Raw genomic sequence first — 16,779 nt, 5'->3', positions numbered from 1 at the left:
TTCAGTGAATGAAATATACTTTGAAGGAAGGTGGATCATGTCGAACTCGGAGATGCCCAAACCAAGTTATTGTGGCAACACGCGCCGCGAGTTCTTGTGGAATGCCGGGGCCAAGTTTCCTGGCCTGGCATTAACATACATGCTGGCCAAGGATGGTTTTATGGCCAACCAGGCCGTCGCCGCCGATGGTGTGTCGTCCTTCGACAATCCGTTAGGGGCCAAGCAGCCGATGTTCGAGGGGAAAGCCAAGAACGTCATCTTCCTGTTCATGTATGGCGGCCCAAGCCATATCGATACATTCGACTACAAGCCCAAGTTGTACGGCCTCGACGGTAAGACGGTGCCGGTCAAGACCAAGGGCCGCGGCGGTGAAAAGAACGAAGGGCGAGTCGTTGGCCCGAAGTGGAACTTCAAGCAGCACGGCCAGTCAGGACAGTGGGTTTCGGACCTATTTCCTCACCTGGCAACGTGTGTCGATGACATCGCCTTCTTGAAGTCATGCCAGGCCGATTCGCCCATTCACGGCTCGGCCATGTTAATGATGAACTCAGGACGCATTCTAAGCGGCTTCCCGACGCTCGGTTCGTGGGTCACGTACGGTCTGGGTACGGTCAATCAGAACCTGCCTGGCTATGTGGTGATGTTAGACCCGACCGGCGGTCCGATCAGTGGTGCGAAGAACTGGACTTGTGGCTTCATGCCGGCCAACTACCAGGGAACGATCTTCCGTGGTAAGGGGGCTCCCATCATCGATCTGGCAACGCCGGATGGAATGACACGAGAGGCCCAGCGTCGTATTCTCGATGCGATGAAGGAGGCCAATCAGCAGCACTATGCCTCGCGAGTCGACAATACCGAGTTGTCGGCACGAATTCATAGCTATGAATTAGCCTATCGTATGCAGGAGCATGCGCCCGAAGCGGTCGACATTGCGACCGAAACGGAAGACACAAAAGAGATGTACGGCATCGATAACCCCCAGACGGAAGAGTTCGGTCGCCGCTGCTTATTGGCTCGCCGATTGGTGGAACGAGGCGTTCGTTTCGTTCAGCTTTATTCCGGTGGTCACCACAACGACAACAACTGGGATGCTCACGGCGACCTAGAGAAGAACCACAATTACCACGCCGGACGCACCGACAAGCCGATTGCCGGTCTGATCAAAGACCTCAAGCGGAAAGGCATGCTCGACGACACCCTAATTGTTTGGGGTGGTGAGTTTGGTCGTCAGCCCACGGCAGAATATGAAAAGGGGACCGGTCGCGATCACAACTCGTACGGGTTCACTATGTGGATGGCTGGTGGCGGTATCAAAGGTGGTGTTTCGTATGGTGCAACTGACGAACTGGGTGCCGTCGCCGTTGAAAATCCGCTGCACGTCAAACGAGTCCATGCCACGATCCTGAATCAGTTGGGTCTCGATCCGAACCACCTCAGCTATTTTTACAGTGGCTTGGATCAAAAATTGGTGGGCGTGGAAGCTACCGAGCCGATTCACGAAATCATAACTTAGTGGTTGCTGAACTCGTCGAGGTAGACGATTGGCTGCAATGGGCAGCTCAGAAATGAATTTTTGAGCCACCCGTAGGTTTTGGATAATTCAATTGCGCATTCGGTATAGAAGCGTCTTGTTCTCTGGAGCAAGACGCCTTTTTTCTGCGCGCGTGTCGGGGTCGCGTCGGTTTGAAAACGGGGTAGAATACGAAAAGATACGATGCGTGGCCTTAATTTCGACGAAGTGGTGCAGCGATGAGTAAGATCGATTTAAAAGGATTGGATATCGATGTCGAAGATGTACGCCGGAATATGGCACCTTCGACCCTTTACGAAGAAGCCATCCGCGACGAAGAAGACGCGGCGATCGCTGACTCCGGAGCTTTGATCGCTTACAGCGGCGAAAAAACGGGCAGATCCCCCAAAGACAAACGAGTTGTCGAAGACGTCCAGTCGAAGGCCGATGTCTGGTGGGGACCGATTAATATTCCGATCGAAGACCACACCTACCGCATCAATCTTGAGCGAGCCAAAGACTATCTCAATACTCGCAAAAAGCTATATGTTATCGATGCGTTTGCCGGTTGGGACCCGAAATATCGATTGAAGATTCGGGTTGTCTGCTCGCGTCCGTATCACGCGCTGTTCATGCATACAATGCTGATTCGGCCGACCGCCGAAGAGCTTAAGAACTTCGGCGATCCGGACGTCGTGATTTACAACGCCGGTCGCTTTCCGGCCAATCGCCACACGCCTGGGATGACCTCGAAGACCAGCGTGGACGTCAATCTGGAAGACCGCGAGATGGTGATCCTCGGCACGGAATACGCCGGGGAAATGAAGAAGGGGGTCTTCACTATGATGAATTACTACATGCCCAAGCAAGGCGTGTTGTCTATGCATTGCAGTGCAACCTGTGCACCCGATTCTGATCGCAGTAGTATCCTGTTTGGCCTGTCTGGTACCGGTAAAACAACGCTTTCGGCCGACCCCAAGCGGCTTTTGATTGGCGATGACGAACACTGCTGGAGCGATGACGGCGTGTTCAATATCGAAGGGGGCTGTTACGCGAAAGCGATCGATCTGACGCCTGATAACGAGCCTGAGATTTTCCAGGCGCTTCGTTTTGGGTCCGTACTGGAAAATGTGGTTTACGACAAAGAAGACCATCACGTCGACTTCACCGATACCAGCATCACGCAAAATACACGCGGGGCATACCCGATTGAATTCATTCGCAACGCCAAGATTCCCTGCGTGGCAGGACATCCGAGCGATGTGATCTTCCTTACCTGCGATGCATTTGGCGTGCTTCCCCCGGTCAGCAAGCTGACCCCGGCCCAGGCCATGTATCACTTCATTTCCGGCTACACGGCCAAGATTGCCGGAACGGAAATGGGTATTACCGAGCCGCAAGCAACGTTCAGTCCGTGCTTCGGAGGTCCTTTCCTGGTGTGGCACCCCGGCAAATACGCCGAGCTTTTGGCCGACAAGCTAAAGAAGCACAACGCAAATGTCTGGCTCGTCAACACTGGTTGGACTGGCGGAGCCCATGGTATTGGCTCGCGAATCAAGCTGAAATATACCCGGGCCATTATCGATGCCATTCACAGCGGCGACTTGGCCGGTGCTCTGACGGCGGTTGATCCTGTGTTTGGGTTTCACGTACTTCAAGAATGCCCGGGCGTTCCTAGCGAGATGCTCAGCCCCAAAGGCACTTGGAAGGATGCAGCCGAGTACGACAAGACGGCCTCGAAACTCGCGTCACTATTTATTGACAACTTCCAGAAGTACACCTCGGGGGTAAGTGAAGCGGTACGCGAGGCAGGGCCCGTTGCAGAAACTTCTGTCTGAAACCGGCTATCCACTGGGTGAATCTCGTCTCGATTCCGATTATGCTCAAACATCGGCCTGCGCGGATTGAATCGTTTGGGCCGGTTGGCATCGCGATTCCCCCACCTGGAGATGAGACGGCATGACGACTCGAATCTTCCCCGGCCTACTGTTATTCCTACTGATTTTAGGCTGTTTGGGCGTAACCTCTGTTCAAGCCGCCGAAGCCAAACGGCCGAACTTCGTCTTCTTTCTTGTAGATGACCTGGGCTGGGCAGACGTGTCGTGCTATGGCAGTACCTTCCACGAGACCCCCAACATCGACGCGTTGGCCTCGAGCGGAATGAAGTTTAATCAGGCCTATACCGCTTGCCCCGTTTGTTCTCCGACAAGGGCCTCGATTCTGACCGGACGTCACCCGGTTCGCGTCGATGTGACCGACTGGATCCCCGGCAATCGAAACACAGGCAAGTTTCTGCAGGTCCTTGATCGCGATAATCTAGCGTTAGACGAAGTGACGATCGCCGAGGTGCTGAAAGGGGAGGGGTACCAGACCTTCTTTGCTGGCAAATGGCATTTGGGGGACGAAGGTCATTGGCCCACCGATCAAGGTTTCGACACCAACATCGGCGGCAATCACAAGGGTTCGCCCCCCGGCGGCTACTATGCTCCTTGGACCAACCCTACGCTAAAAGCGAAGGAGGATGGCGAATACCTCACCGAGCGGCTGACCGAAGAGTCGATCCAGTTCCTGGAAACGCGTGACAAGGAAAAGCCGTTCTTCCTATATCTCTGCTACTACAACGTCCATTCGCCGATTACCCCCTACAAAAAACGGGTCGACCATTTTCAGGAGAAGGGCCAGAAGACTTTCGAGGGAAAAACGCCCACCATTGTCGAACACAAGGGACAATCGCGTGGTCGGCAAGACAACGCCGACTATGCTTCGATGGTGGCTGCCGTCGATCAAAGCGTAGGGGAGATCGTCGATAAGCTTGAAGAATTGAAGCTGGACGAGAATACGGTCGTCTGTTTCTTCTCTGATAATGGTGGCCTTTGTACGCTACGTCGTCCTGGTCCTACGAGCAACCTGCCACTGCGAAGTGGGAAAGGTTGGTTATATGAAGGAGGCGTCCGGAGCCCCATGATCGTACGTGCCCCAGGCGTCACCACCGCCGGGAGCGTCTCGGAAGCTTCGGTCGTGAGTACTGATTTCTTCCCTACGATGCTGGAACTCGCCGCATTGCCGCTACAGCCTGAGCTACATGCCGACGGCCAGTCGTTGGTAAGTTTGCTGGAAGGGGAGAAGTCGCCGGAAGCACGCACGCTGTACTGGCATTATCCGCACTATCATGGTTCGACCTGGACGCCTGGGGCGTCAATCCGTGACGGTGATTGGAAGTTGATCGAATTTTATGAATACGACAAGGTCGAACTTTACAATCTGGCCAGCGATCCCGGCGAGCAAAACGACTTGAGCAGGTCGCAGCCGGTAAAGACGACCGAGCTTCGCGAAAAGCTGCAAGCCTGGCAAAAGCAAATGAACGCCAAGATGCCGCAGCCTAATCCCAAGGTTCGTCGTGGCGCGAAATAGAACACTGTCCCCGGATTGTGAAGTTTGCTAGCTGAGCTACAATCGAGCCCCAACATCCCACCAATTAAATAGCTATTCCGCGTGAAAGAACGCTAGAAGGAACCTGGTTGATGCTGAATTCCAAGTTCATCGGACTCTCGGTGATGATGTTTCTCCAATTCTTTGTTTGGGGAGCATGGTACGTAACGGTCGGTAATTTCATGGCCGCCCATGGCATGGAAGACCAGATCGGCTGGGCCTACACGGTCGCTCCAATCGCAGCGATCATTTCACCGTTTTTCCTCGGCTTTATCGCCGACCGGTATTTCGCAACCGAGCGGGTTCTGGGCGTGCTGCACCTGCTTGGGGCGGTCGCCATGTTTGCGGCTCCAACGACCGCGACGATCAGCTCGACCGCGTTTCTATTCACTTTGTTATTGCATGTCTTGTGCTACATGCCGACGTTAGGGCTTACCAACACGCTGGCTTTCCAGAACATTGATGACCAGGAAAAGCAGTTCCCGATTATTCGAGTGTTCGGCACGATCGGCTGGATCGTAGCTAACCTGACGGTGAGTTACGTCTTAGGCGCAGACACATCCGCGACCATGTTCTATGTGACCGCAACGGCAGGGGTTGTGCTGGGGATCTTCAGTTTCTCTTTACCGCACACGCCTCCGCCTTCGGCTGGCAAGGCCGTTACCTTCGGGGAGATTGCCGGTTTGGATGCCTTATCGATGATGAAGGAACGTTCCTTCCTGGTGTTTATTCTCGGTTCGTTCCTGATCTGTATTCCTCTGGCAGCCTACTATGCGTTTGCTCCTGTTTTCGTCGGGGATATTGGCTTCAGCAAACCAGGTACTTGGATGCCGCTAGGGCAGGGCTCAGAGATCTTGTTTATGCTGCTGATGCCGTTCTTCTTCTCGCGCCTGGGTGTGAAGTGGATGCTGTTTGTTGGCATGGCTGCTTGGGTGATCCGCTACGGATTGTTTGCTGGTGGAGCCGCGATTGGCGGCGACTTAGCCTACCCGATGGTGATCCTCGGTATCTTGCTGCACGGTATTTGTTACGACTTCTTCTTCGTGACCGGTTTTATCTACACCGACAAGAAGTGCCCCAAGAACATCCGAGCCCAGGCCCAAGGATTCCTCGTCCTGGTTACCCAGGGGTTGGGGCTGGGGATTGGGGCACCGATGATGCAAACGCTGAAAAGCTCGTTGACCACCGATGGTGTCACCAATTGGCAGATGCTCTGGCTTGTTCCATGTATTGCCTCGGGAGTCGTCATGATTCTGTTCGGGATCCTCTTTAACGACAAAGTCGACGCCTCGGACGATGAGACTGGCTACGGTACCGAAGACGCCCCAGCGACCGAACCGACGCATTAAGCGCGACGATTCGCACTAAATCATCCTGAAAAAACGCCGCCACGGTTCGACGTGAGCGGCGTTTTTTGTAGATGCTGGACACTTTTGGTCGATCGTAAGTGCCTGTTTTTACGTGGTTTATCCCACTTGATGAGAAAACTTGTTGCGATTTGCCGAGTTTTTCTAAAGCTCGTAGTTTGACACTCTAAAGACGTGACATAGGTTTCAGGTGTTCAGGGAGTGCGTCGCACAACCTGGATGGCAACAGGATTCGTTGCCGGACATTACTCGTCTCATCTGAAACTCATCAAAACCTTTATAGGGACCGAGTTTCCCGGTGTGCGGGCAATGGTCTGCCGCCAATGTCCCCCGACAAAGGCAAACTGGTCGTGAGGCCAGGACGCAAAGCCAAGGACCACTTTCATGTGGTAGCCGGGCTGCCGAAGGGTTGACCACGGACGCTTATCGTCCACTTCCTGATGGCTGTGTATGGGACTGAGGCATTACTTTAGAGGGCCGCATTCAACCGAGTTTTTGCAGACCGGCGGGATGGATTCGCCATGGTTGAACAGCGGTAGTAAGCATCCTTAGTATTTTGCCGATTTTAGGCAACGTTGGAGAATTCTCATGCAAGGTCTCATCCAGAAGGTACAGAACTTTCTAGTATCCGAAGACGGTCCCACCGCGGTTGAATATGCCGTGATGCTGGCTCTGATCGTCATCGTATGTCTGACCGCGATTCAAGCGATCGGTACCCAGGCGAACGCTACGTTCACCAAGATCGGTACGGACATGCAAACTGCTAACACCACTGGTGGTGCGGTATAAGCCGCCTAGCCAGAAGACGCGTGTGCCTAGGTGGCTCACGCGTTTTTTCTTGAAACACTTGGAAAGCCCCGGGGCGCCCTATACGGGGACCTACGGGGCTTTTCTCTTTTTTCAGGTTAGCCCGGTTATAGCGGGATCAATGAATACCGCGCTGTGGAAACCTTTTCCGGATAGGCAGAAATCGGCGAAAAAACAGACCTTTGTGGCTTCATGGCTGCCAGGGTGAGCTACTGTTTTGTGCCGGAGCCTGCTGGCAGTGCTGCCGGAAACATGTCGTGGTATCCCTGTATTTGCGCATTTAGTGGTCGGCCTCGCATAAGACGCGCGAGGTGAGGAGAAAGTCATGGATCTTTTTGTAAGCTTGGCGGAATCAATTGCGGAAAATTGGCCTGTTTGGGTCGTCACCTTTACCTTGATTCTGGCCGCTGTCATCGACGGTTTTGAATTAAAGGTTCCTAATTGGATCACCTTCCCCTTTGTTGCTAGCGGCTGGGTTTACAGCTTCTGCGCATTTGGATTGGAAGGACTTGGTTGGAGTTTGCTAGGGACCGTCGTCGGTCTGCTTCTGCTGCTTCCAGCCTATTCGATCGGTGGCATGGGTGCCGGCGACGTGAAGCTCTTGGCCGGCGTTGGGGCCTGGATGCATGGCACCCACACCTTCTATGCGTTCTGCATCTCGGCAATTGTCGGTGCGGTTCTAGCGGTCGGTATGGTTGCCGTTCGCAAAGCCTGGAAGAAGCACTCGGATAACGCTCGAATTATTCTGAACGAGATCATGACAATTCGTGATCCGAACCAGCTTTCGAGCATCGCAGCAGACCGAAAGTCTTCGATGCTGCTGCTCCCTTACGGTATTCCGATTGCCATCGGAACTATTGGTTACTTCCTCTGGATGGGACTGCTTGTATGAGCCTAACACCTGCTGCATGCACAGACTGCGCAACCGACTCAGTTAATCTGGGAGAAATGAAGAGGACTTTGCGTCCTCAACATTTCCATCTTGATAAGGGGTGCCGGTTATTCCGATTGAAACGGTCAGGGGCGGCGGTCGTGGAGTTTGCCATTGTGGCTCCGCTCTTTTTCCTGCTGATATTCGGAATGATTGAGTACGGTCGCATGGTGATGGTGCAGCAAGTGATAACCAACGCGTCACGCGAAGGTGCTCGACGAGCTGTCTTGGAAGGAGCGACTACCGCCGTGGTTGTCTCGGCGGTAAACGACTTCCTCGATTCGGCAGCGGTAGATAGTGGCGCTGCCGATGTCATTGTATCTCCAGACCCTCCCGAGAACGCTGGGTTTGGTGGAGCCGTGACAGTCACGATACAAATTCCGTTTTCAGAGGTCAGCTGGTTGCCGTCTCCAATGTACTTGGGATCGACAACCTTAGAAGCGAAGACCTCGATGCGAAGAGAAACCGTTCAATGATCGTTGATGCAATTTATACCGATTGTTCGGAAATTGACAAACGCATTGATCGTCCGACTCAGAACGTTACTTGTGACCTTCTGACAACGGCGTCCCGATGAAACCCCATACGTCGCAATCGCGATAACAGGGGCCTGAGGAGCTAGCAACGTCACCGGCAGGGAGGCTAGCTGAACTAAGGAAAAGCACATGCGTCCGAAATCACTCATACTGATCATCATCGCACTCGGGTGCGGGCTCGTTGCCTCGATAGGCATCAGTCAGGTGCTCGAGCAGCAATCGGCTCAGCCGGTACCTCAAGTCGAAATGGAGAACATCTTCGTTGCGCTCGAGGACATCGACATCAACGAGAAGATCTCGCCAGAGATGATCAAGCTGGAACCATGGCCTGCGGATAAGATTCCCGAAGGAGCAATTCGTGAACTGGAGAACGTTGAAGAGCGTCGCCCTCGTTCGCGTCTGTTCGCCGGCGAAGTCATCCTCGAAGGCAAGCTCTTCGGATCGGAAGAAGACCATGGTGCTTCCAAATTGATTCCCAAAGGGTATCGCGTCCACTCGGTTCGGGTGACAGCTGAAAGCTCGGCTTCCGGCTTGATTCTGCCTGGCGACCGCGTTGATGTGCTGGTTTATCTGCAAGTGACGAACCAGAACAATCGCAACCAAAAGAAGCAAATGACGCGCACCATTCTCACGAACTGCCGTGTGTTTGCTGTCAACGAACAAATTCATCGCGAAACCGACTCTCAGGGCAACTCGATTGCCGCTAAGACCGTTTCGCTGTTGGTGACCCCGAAGCAGGTCGAGATCCTCGTGCTTGCCTCGCGATTGGGAAGCTTGAGCTTGTCGCTGCGTCCGCCAGATGAAACGGGCGATGACGAAGCGGGCACGACCGACGACGCGACGATCTCGGAACTGCTGGGTATCACTGAGAACGCTGATCCCGACATGGACGATCAGCAACCGAAGCAACCGGCCGTTGCCCAAGATAAGAAGCCCTCAGGTGGTGGATTCCTCGACTTCCTGAAGAACTCGCAAGCAGCTCTCACTTCGCCAACGGTGGGCGCTATGCCTGCTGCAGCGGAACCGGAATGGACAATGGATTTGCTCAGCCCGGATGGAGTGCGTCGCTTTGAGTTTGGTGAGAACGAAGAACTGCCGCTCGAAGTGAGCCCAGGCTCGTCTTCAAGCCGAGCCAGCACGATGCGAACGTCGATGCCTACAATGCCGCCGGCCATGCCACCAGGCTCGGTCGGTCAGCCATCGCAGCCTGTGGATCCTGACTCCACAGACGGCATGGATACGCAACCTAGCGATAGAGACAGTGACTCCATGCCAGCGGGGTCGGACACAGACTATGGACCGGACGACGCCTAAACACGTCCAGATTTTTCCACGGATTGGGAAATCTTAATTTCGGCGCAAGGAAGATCACGGATGATTACCAAGTACCGCTTCGCGCGACAACTTGTCACGACCGCAGCCTTGATCGCGCTGTCCGCATTGGGCGGAAGCGTTCAGGCTCAGAACGAGGCCCCCGGCGTCAACTTTCAGGTCGCCAGTCCAAATCAGCGACTGGAGATGATTGTTAACTCCAGCCGCATCTTTACCTTGGATGAAAAGATCCCCAAGGCACAGGTCAACAACCCAGATCTGATTCGGTTGACACCCCTGTCTCCGAACAAGATTCAGGTTTCGGCTTTGAAGCCAGGTGTCACGCAGGTGAACCTATGGGCCGAAGATGGCACGATCTCTACCATCGACGTCATCGTTATTGGCGACGGACGAGAACTGCAGATGCTTCTGGAAAGCGAATTTCCGAATGCCTCGCTTAAAGTTCGTCCGCTGGCCAGCAGCGTGGTACTATCCGGCTTTGTGGATCGGCCTGACGCGATCAACCGCATCGTGCAGATGGCTGAAGACTACTACCCAAAAGTGATCAACAACATCACCGTGGGTGGCGTTCAGCAAGTGATGCTGAAAGTGAAAGTCTATGAAGTCTCGCGAACCAAGCTGCGAACGATGGGCTTCGACTGGGCTGCTGTCGCCGGTAACGATTACGTCGTTCAAAGTGTCAGCGGAATTATCTCCAGCGTCGCCGAAAACGGTGCCTCGGTAGCGACCGCCGGTGCTGAAACGGTTACTTTCGGCGTGATCGGTAACAACAGCTCGTTCTTCGGGTTCGTGGAAGCATTGCGTCAGAACAACTTGGCCAAATTGCTTTCAGAACCAACGATCAACGCCATGAGCGGTCGTCCAGCCAGCTTCCTGTCGGGTGGTGAAGTGCCGATTCAGGTTGCTTCCGGCTTGGGTACGACCTCGATCGAGTTCAAGGAATTTGGTACCCGCGTCGACGTGGTGCCGATCGTGCTGGGCAACGGCAATATTCGCCTGGAAGTTCGTCCGCTGGTCAGCGAAGTCGACCGTAGCCTGGCAGTGGACGGAACGCCTGGTTTCCGTACTCGTTGGGTCGATACGGCCGTCGAAATGAAGGCCGGTCAGACGTTTGCGTTGGCTGGTTTGATTCAGGAAAAGATCGAAACTGAAAACCGCGGGATTCCTTACCTGGCTGACCTGCCGTGGGCCGGAGCTGCTTTCCGCCGTGTGGTTGATCGTCGCAACGAAGTCGAACTGCTGATCATCGTCACGCCAGAATTGGTCGGCCCGCTCAATCCAGGCGAAGAGCCATGTGCGTTGCCGGGGACATCGAGTGGTCCGCTCAACGATACCGAGCTGTACTGGCGAGGGTACATGGAAGTTCCTAACTGCGGTCCAAATTCCTATGAAACCGGCATGATTGGCCCGACTGGTCCTTCTATGATCGAAGGGGAGATGATTGAATCGGGCGCCCCACTTATGGAAGTGCCGGCACCGACTTCAACTTCGGCTCCGCAGTTCGAGACGAACACGCAGATGCGAGGTGTACACACTCCTTCGGGACGAAGATCATCACCGGTATCGATCCAGCCTAACCCAGGCGTACGGGCTTCTTCCGCTCAATCAGCAAGACCGGCTCAGCCATCAGGGCCGATGCCGTCGATGATTGGTCCATCGGGTTATGATACGCTCGATTTTTAGCACGAACGCGTCTTTTGCGTACTAGAATTCCCTCAAAGCCGTGAGGGAATTCTTTTCGTATTATTAAGTGACGTGTCAGGAAAGTACGTATCGCTATGAGCAATGTATTACGAGTCGCCCTAGTCGATCCGAAGGACTCATCGCGAGAATCGTTAAAATCGACACTTCTGGGGATGGACATTGTTTGGCTGGAAGCCGAATGCTCGCGTTACGAGTTTTTCGCCGATGTCGTTGGCCAGACGAATCCAGACATTGGTATCGTATCGCTCGATTCCGATCCAGAAAAGGCAATCCGCCTCATTCGTGAGGTGCACGAAAACACACCTGAATGTAGCATCCTGGTTATCAGTGGTTCTAGCGATGGTCAGCTGATTCTTAAAGCAATGCGTGCTGGCGCGAAAGAGTTTCTCACGCAGCCGCTGGACATCGAAGACTTGGTTAGCGCCCTGGAACGAATCGGTCACCACCGATTTGGCAAAGGCGATACGAAGTCACGCGGTTGTAAGGTGATCACCGTCTGTGGTGCCACCGGGGGCGTAGGCTCTACAAGTATGGCCGTCAACTTGGGTTGTATCCTTGCCGCGCAAGAGGGCAATAACGTCGCTCTGATCGACCTCGATTTGGCCCTGGGAGATAGCGATGTGTTTCTGGATACCATTCCAGATTACACGTTGTTGGACGTCGCTCAGAACATCAAACGGCTCGACTTCAATTTACTCAAACGTTCGTTAACGCGGCATAGCAGCGGGCTTTACTTACTGCCTCGGCCGGTTCAGTTACAGGAAGAAGCTCCGATCAGTCCCGACGACTTGTCACGAGTCATCGGACTAATGAAGGCGACCTTCACCCACCTGATCATCGATACATCGAAGTCGTATTCTTCGCTCGATATCGTGGCGATGCAGGAAGCGAACATCAACCTGATGACCATCCAGTTGGATCTGCCTTGCCTGCGAAACGTGGTTCGGCTGATGATGAGCTTCAGCGAGATAGACGGGCTGAAGGAAAAGACCCGGGTGATCGTTAACCGCGTTGGTTTGGACAACGGAGAGATCAGCCTGAAGAAGGCCCAGGAAACGATCGGTAGCGAGATTTACTGGCAGATTCCTAACGAGTACCGCGTCATGGTCGAGGTCCGCAACAATGGCGTGCCGTTGATCGAGCAGGCTCCGCGGGCCGGCATTACTCAAGCGTTGGTAGGGTTGGCCGAGTCGTTGTCAGGCGATGGCTCGAAGAAGAACGCCGGCGGTAAATCGGGAATTGGCCGCTGGTTTGGTTTCCTTTCTTCGAAGGGGGAAAAGGTCGCAAAGCCAGAAGAATCGGAAGCTCAGCCAGCGGAGTAGCTCCTACCCCAAGCCAAACAATGGGTGACTCAGGAACTTATTTCTGAGTCGCCGCAGGCGACAAGCGGCTAATGTTTACGGCCTAAAGCCATTGGTAAGAATCTATTCTAAACAGTATTAGTCCATCGGAAGCGTTTCGGCTTCGCCCATGCTGGTCCCACAAAACGAGACCGCAGCACGATCTCTTGAGCGGTCGAAACGAATCGCCGCATCAACACGCGTGGATTATCTCTTGCAATCCGCGAAGCTTATAGCGACCGCGCATCCCGTACGGTTTGCCAATTTCGTAAGTTCCTTCCTCTCGCGCAACTTTACGTGAGCTATGTTTTCAGGGACCGTAACCTAGCCTCGCTTGGCACGGCCCTTGTCTCCTTAGGTAGCCCCATCCATCGCTCGAAGATTGCATTGACGCGATTTTAACGGTCGATGCGTTTGGCTGCGGCAAAAGGAGCAGAGACAAAGCGGTAAGAGCGTCCTAGGCAGCATTTCAGAAGACGAAGGAATCGGATCATGCGATCAGCGGCAACGGATCCCAAGGCATCGAACTCGAAACAAGCGGAATTCGAGAACCTTAAGCGTAAGATCCACGGCAAACTTGTCGATAAGCTCGATCTCTCGAAGATCGGCGAGTTGGAAGGGGATGTCCTGCGACGAGAGATTCGCCTGGTGGTCGAGCACCTGTGCGATACAGAAGAAACCCTGCTCAATCGCACCGAACGTGAACGTCTGATTGAAGAAGTTCTCGATGAAACGTTCGGTTTGGGCCCACTCGAACTTCTTCTGAAGGATCATGGGATCAGCGATATTCTGATCAATGGTCCGCATCAGATCTACTGCGAAAAAGGTGGCAAGCTCGAACTGAGCAGCGTCAAGTTTCGCGACAACGAACATCTCCTGCAAATCATTGACCGTATCGTATCGAAGGTAGGCCGGCGCGTCGACGAAACCTGCCCGATGGTCGACGCGCGTCTCCCTGACGGGTCGCGTTTTAACGCAATCATTCCGCCGCTTGCCCTTGATGGAGCGGCGGTTTCTATTCGTCGGTTTGGTTCCAATCCACTGAAGTTGGAAGACCTTTTAAACTACAAAGCATTCACACCTGAAATGGTGATGCTGCTAGAAGGGGCTATCAAGGCCCGTCTGAATATTATCATCTCGGGTGGTACCGGTTCTGGTAAGACGACCCTGCTGAACACGCTTTCAAGCTTCATCAACGGCGCCGAGCGTATCGTCACGATCGAAGACGCAGCGGAACTTCAATTGCAGCAGGACCACGTCGTGCGGTTGGAAACTCGCCCGCCAAACGTTGAAAGCAAGGGTGGTGTCACCGCGACCGACCTGGTGAAAAATGCCCTGCGTATGCGTCCTGAACGAATCATCATCGGTGAGTGTCGTGGTGCCGAAACGCTCGACATGCTTCAGGCCATGAATACGGGTCACGAAGGTTCGATGACCACGATTCACTCCAATACTCCACGTGACGCGATTGCCCGTATCGAAACACTCATTTCGATGTCCGGCTTTGAACTTCCGGTCAAGGCCATGCGTCAGCAAATTGCCAGCGCGGTCGATCTGATTATTCAGTCCAACCGTTTGCAAGGTGGTCCGCGACGCGTGACCCACATCACGGAAGTGATCGGCATGGAGCAGGAAACGGTCGTCATGCAAGATATCTATCGTTACGAGCAATCTGGGATTGATGAAACAGGCCGTGCACGTGGCCGCTTCATCTCGACCGGTGTTCGCCCCAATTTCATGGAACGACTTGAATCGGCAGGCGTTCGCTTGCCGGCCAGCGCCTTCCGTGAACGTGTAATGCTCGAAGACTAACCCCGTTACTGATTAGAGAAGCGATCATGTTGACGCTAATAGTACTCATTACGGTATTCGTAGGTGTGGCCACCTTGGTCGGCGCCGTCGCGATTCTGTTTCGAGGGGACAGCAACCTTGAAATCGAGAGTCGCCTCGAAATCCTGACCGGCAAAGGAGTGGCCGAAGGTGGCAAAGGCGAGCAGCAAGGGGGGGGCATCACGCGAGTTTCCGACTCGGACGGTGGCGCGCTCGAAGCATACATCGCCAAGTACTTCAACTTGCGGTTGTACCTTGACCAGGCCGCCATGGAGACATCTGTTTCCAACTTTATCCTCTTGACCGCAGGTTTGGCAGGTGCAGGGGCTGTTGTGCCGTTCCTCTTGGGATTGCCGTTCTACATCGGACCGGTCCTGGCCGTCATTCTGAGCATCATCCCTTTGACCTACATTTGGTTCAAACGAGGGAAGCGTCTCGCTAAGTTTGGCAACCAACTGCCGGACGCCTTGGAACTGATTGCTCGCGCTTTGCGTGCTGGTCATAGCCTGGGAGCTGGCTTTCACTTGGTAAGCGAAGAGATGCTCGATCCCATCGGAGGCGAGTTCCGAAAGGTGTTTGAATCGCAAAACCTTGGTGTGACCTTGGAAGACGCGATCGTGGATATGACCGAACGCGTTCCCAACCTCGACCTTAAGTTCTTCGGGACCGCGGTGATCTTGCAACGTCAGACGGGCGGTGACTTGGCCGAAATTCTCGACAAGATCGGCCGACTCGTGCGACAACGCATGGAACTATTCGGACAAATACAGGCCCTCACCGGAGAAGGTCGAATCTCTGGCATCGTTTTGTTGGGTATGCCGCCGGCACTGTTTGCCGTCATGTGGTATTTGAACCCGACCTACGTAATGACTCTGTTTACAGATCCCCTCGGGCAAAAAATGTTGGCTGGTGCCATCGTCATGCAATTGATTGGTGCCTGGGTGATTCAAAAGATTATCGATATCAAGGTGTAACCAAGCCATGTTTGATTCCGGTACCAATGGCGTTTTGATCATTGCGGTAAGCGTATTCGGTTTGTTCGCGGCGGGAATATATTTCCTCGCGGATATGCTTATGAAAGAAAAAAGCCGTGCGGAAGACCGCCTGGACGGATTGAAAGATCCTTACAAACGCGGTGATGAAAAAACGGCCAAGGGAAGTACACTTGGGAAGGTGTTGGAGAAGACCACGCCTTCCTTGGCTAAACCTTTGCAGCCTACCAACCAGAAGGACGCGACCAAACTGAAGGACAAGCTTTCGCATGCTGGTTTTCGCAGCGAAGCCGCGCCAACTACTTTCTTAGGCTTGAAATTCGCCGGATTGATTGCGGGCCTGGTCCTCGGCGGTGGTACGTTCTTTGTCCTGGGTGATTTCTCTCTGTTCGGAATTTTAAAGGCGGCCCTTGTCTTGGGGTTCTGCTTTTACCTGCCTGAGCTTGGCCTTTGGTATTTGGGTAAGACACGGAAAGAGCAAATCTTTCGCGGTCTGCCCGATGCACTCGACTTGATGGTCGTTTGTGTCGAAGCAGGACTCGGACTCGATCAGGCCATGCGACGTGTGGCCGAGGAAATGAAGAAGACGTATCGCGTGATCGCCGAAGAGTTCGGCATGTGCAACTTTCAGTTGCAAATGGGACGAGCTCGCGTGGATGTGCTTCACGAACTCGGCGGACGAACCGGCGTGGAAGATCTCCGCTCGCTTGCCGCGATTTTGATTCAAGCAGACAAGTTTGGTTCGAGTATCGCTCAGGCACTTCGCGTGCAGAGTGACGCCATGCGAACGCGTCGTCGTCAGATCGCCGAAGAGAAGGCCGCTAAAACAGCTGTGAAGATGATCTTCCCGCTGGTGTTCTTCATCTTCCCCGGCATCTTTGTGGTGCTGGTCGGCCCGGCCGCGATCACCGTGGTTCGCGAGATGCTACCGATGATGGCAGCGAACTCGTAGGGCTAAGTAAAGTTTGACGATTCTACGAGTCGTATGGGCCAAGCCTTCG

Annotated in this window: 13 protein-coding genes and 1 riboswitch; all 13 genes read left to right on the top strand. The window is 54.0% G+C overall.

All coding sequences use genetic code 11. The features are described 5' to 3' along the window. Positions 1 to 37: 37 nt before the first annotated feature. The 13 genes from HOV93_RS04405 to HOV93_RS04345 all read left to right on the top strand — a co-directional run bounded on the left by HOV93_RS04405 (position 38) and on the right by HOV93_RS04345 (position 16,730). Complete coding sequence (locus HOV93_RS04405) at positions 38 to 1,513, top strand: DUF1501 domain-containing protein (protein ID WP_207395250.1); 1,476 nt, start codon at positions 38 to 40, stop codon at positions 1,511 to 1,513. 236 nt (positions 1,514 to 1,749) lie between these two features. Next, positions 1,750 to 3,348: a phosphoenolpyruvate carboxykinase (ATP) gene (pckA, locus tag HOV93_RS04400; RefSeq protein WP_207395249.1), complete on the top strand. Its 1,599-nt coding sequence runs from the start codon at positions 1,750 to 1,752 to the stop codon at positions 3,346 to 3,348. A 121-nt stretch (positions 3,349 to 3,469) separates the two neighbouring features. Then, a complete protein-coding gene (locus HOV93_RS04395; RefSeq protein ID WP_207395248.1) occupies positions 3,470 to 4,921 on the top strand; it encodes a sulfatase in 1,452 nt (483 codons plus the stop codon). A 110-nt stretch (positions 4,922 to 5,031) separates the two neighbouring features. After that, positions 5,032 to 6,288 carry a nucleoside permease gene (locus tag HOV93_RS04390; protein WP_207395247.1) on the top strand — a complete coding sequence of 419 codons (1,257 nt, stop codon included), beginning with the start codon at positions 5,032 to 5,034 and terminating at the stop codon, positions 6,286 to 6,288. A 346-nt stretch (positions 6,289 to 6,634) separates the two neighbouring features. Beyond that, a riboswitch (cyclic di-GMP riboswitch) is annotated at positions 6,635 to 6,712 on the top strand. 182 nt (positions 6,713 to 6,894) lie between these two features. Continuing rightward, complete coding sequence (locus tag HOV93_RS04385; protein ID WP_105359717.1) at positions 6,895 to 7,095, top strand: Flp family type IVb pilin; 201 nt, start codon at positions 6,895 to 6,897, stop codon at positions 7,093 to 7,095. Between the two features lie 343 nt (positions 7,096 to 7,438). After that, a complete protein-coding gene (locus HOV93_RS04380) occupies positions 7,439 to 8,005 on the top strand; it encodes an A24 family peptidase (protein WP_207395246.1) in 567 nt (188 codons plus the stop codon). A 140-nt stretch (positions 8,006 to 8,145) separates the two neighbouring features. Then, complete coding sequence (locus HOV93_RS04375) at positions 8,146 to 8,520, top strand: pilus assembly protein (protein ID WP_315853342.1); 375 nt, start codon at positions 8,146 to 8,148, stop codon at positions 8,518 to 8,520. A gap of 189 nt (positions 8,521 to 8,709) precedes the next feature. Then, positions 8,710 to 9,894, top strand: a complete 1,185-nt coding sequence (gene cpaB, locus HOV93_RS04370; RefSeq protein ID WP_207395244.1) for a Flp pilus assembly protein CpaB — start codon at positions 8,710 to 8,712, stop codon at positions 9,892 to 9,894. 60 nt (positions 9,895 to 9,954) lie between these two features. Next, complete coding sequence (locus HOV93_RS04365; RefSeq protein ID WP_207395243.1) at positions 9,955 to 11,595, top strand: type II and III secretion system protein family protein; 1,641 nt, start codon at positions 9,955 to 9,957, stop codon at positions 11,593 to 11,595. A 95-nt stretch (positions 11,596 to 11,690) separates the two neighbouring features. Then, positions 11,691 to 12,938: a nucleotide-binding protein gene (locus HOV93_RS04360; protein WP_207395242.1), complete on the top strand. Its 1,248-nt coding sequence runs from the start codon at positions 11,691 to 11,693 to the stop codon at positions 12,936 to 12,938. A gap of 510 nt (positions 12,939 to 13,448) precedes the next feature. After that, positions 13,449 to 14,768: a CpaF family protein gene (locus tag HOV93_RS04355; protein ID WP_207395241.1), complete on the top strand. Its 1,320-nt coding sequence runs from the start codon at positions 13,449 to 13,451 to the stop codon at positions 14,766 to 14,768. 26 nt (positions 14,769 to 14,794) lie between these two features. Further along, on the top strand, positions 14,795 to 15,760 hold the full coding sequence (locus HOV93_RS04350; RefSeq protein ID WP_207395240.1) for a type II secretion system F family protein: 966 nt from the start codon (positions 14,795 to 14,797) through the stop codon (positions 15,758 to 15,760). Positions 15,761 to 15,767: 7 nt separating this feature from the next. After that, the gene (locus HOV93_RS04345; protein WP_207395239.1) at positions 15,768 to 16,730 is read left to right on the top strand and encodes a type II secretion system F family protein; all 963 of its coding nucleotides are present in this window, start codon (positions 15,768 to 15,770) and stop codon (positions 16,728 to 16,730) included. The last annotated feature ends 49 nt before the right edge of the window (positions 16,731 to 16,779 follow it).

Source organism: Bremerella alba (assembly GCF_013618625.1).
Lineage (GTDB): Bacteria > Planctomycetota > Planctomycetia > Pirellulales > Pirellulaceae > Bremerella > Bremerella alba.
Note: the sequence above shows the minus strand (reverse complement) of the source record. Positions and strands in the feature narration are given on the sequence as shown.

Excerpts from the sequence above, each read along its gene's own strand:
- HOV93_RS04405 (WP_207395250.1), top strand. The coding sequence starts at position 38 with ATGTCGAACTCGGAGATGCCCAAACCAAGTTATTGTGGCAACACGCGC.
- pckA (WP_207395249.1), top strand. The coding sequence starts at position 1,750 with ATGAGTAAGATCGATTTAAAAGGATTGGATATCGATGTCGAAGATGTA.
- HOV93_RS04395 (WP_207395248.1), top strand. The coding sequence starts at position 3,470 with ATGACGACTCGAATCTTCCCCGGCCTACTGTTATTCCTACTGATTTTA.
- HOV93_RS04390 (WP_207395247.1), top strand. The coding sequence starts at position 5,032 with ATGCTGAATTCCAAGTTCATCGGACTCTCGGTGATGATGTTTCTCCAA.
- HOV93_RS04385 (WP_105359717.1), top strand. The coding sequence starts at position 6,895 with ATGCAAGGTCTCATCCAGAAGGTACAGAACTTTCTAGTATCCGAAGAC.
- HOV93_RS04380 (WP_207395246.1), top strand. The coding sequence starts at position 7,439 with ATGGATCTTTTTGTAAGCTTGGCGGAATCAATTGCGGAAAATTGGCCT.
- cpaB (WP_207395244.1), top strand. The coding sequence starts at position 8,710 with ATGCGTCCGAAATCACTCATACTGATCATCATCGCACTCGGGTGCGGG.
- HOV93_RS04365 (WP_207395243.1), top strand. The coding sequence starts at position 9,955 with ATGATTACCAAGTACCGCTTCGCGCGACAACTTGTCACGACCGCAGCC.
- HOV93_RS04360 (WP_207395242.1), top strand. The coding sequence starts at position 11,691 with ATGAGCAATGTATTACGAGTCGCCCTAGTCGATCCGAAGGACTCATCG.
- HOV93_RS04355 (WP_207395241.1), top strand. The coding sequence starts at position 13,449 with ATGCGATCAGCGGCAACGGATCCCAAGGCATCGAACTCGAAACAAGCG.
- HOV93_RS04350 (WP_207395240.1), top strand. The coding sequence starts at position 14,795 with ATGTTGACGCTAATAGTACTCATTACGGTATTCGTAGGTGTGGCCACC.
- HOV93_RS04345 (WP_207395239.1), top strand. The coding sequence starts at position 15,768 with ATGTTTGATTCCGGTACCAATGGCGTTTTGATCATTGCGGTAAGCGTA.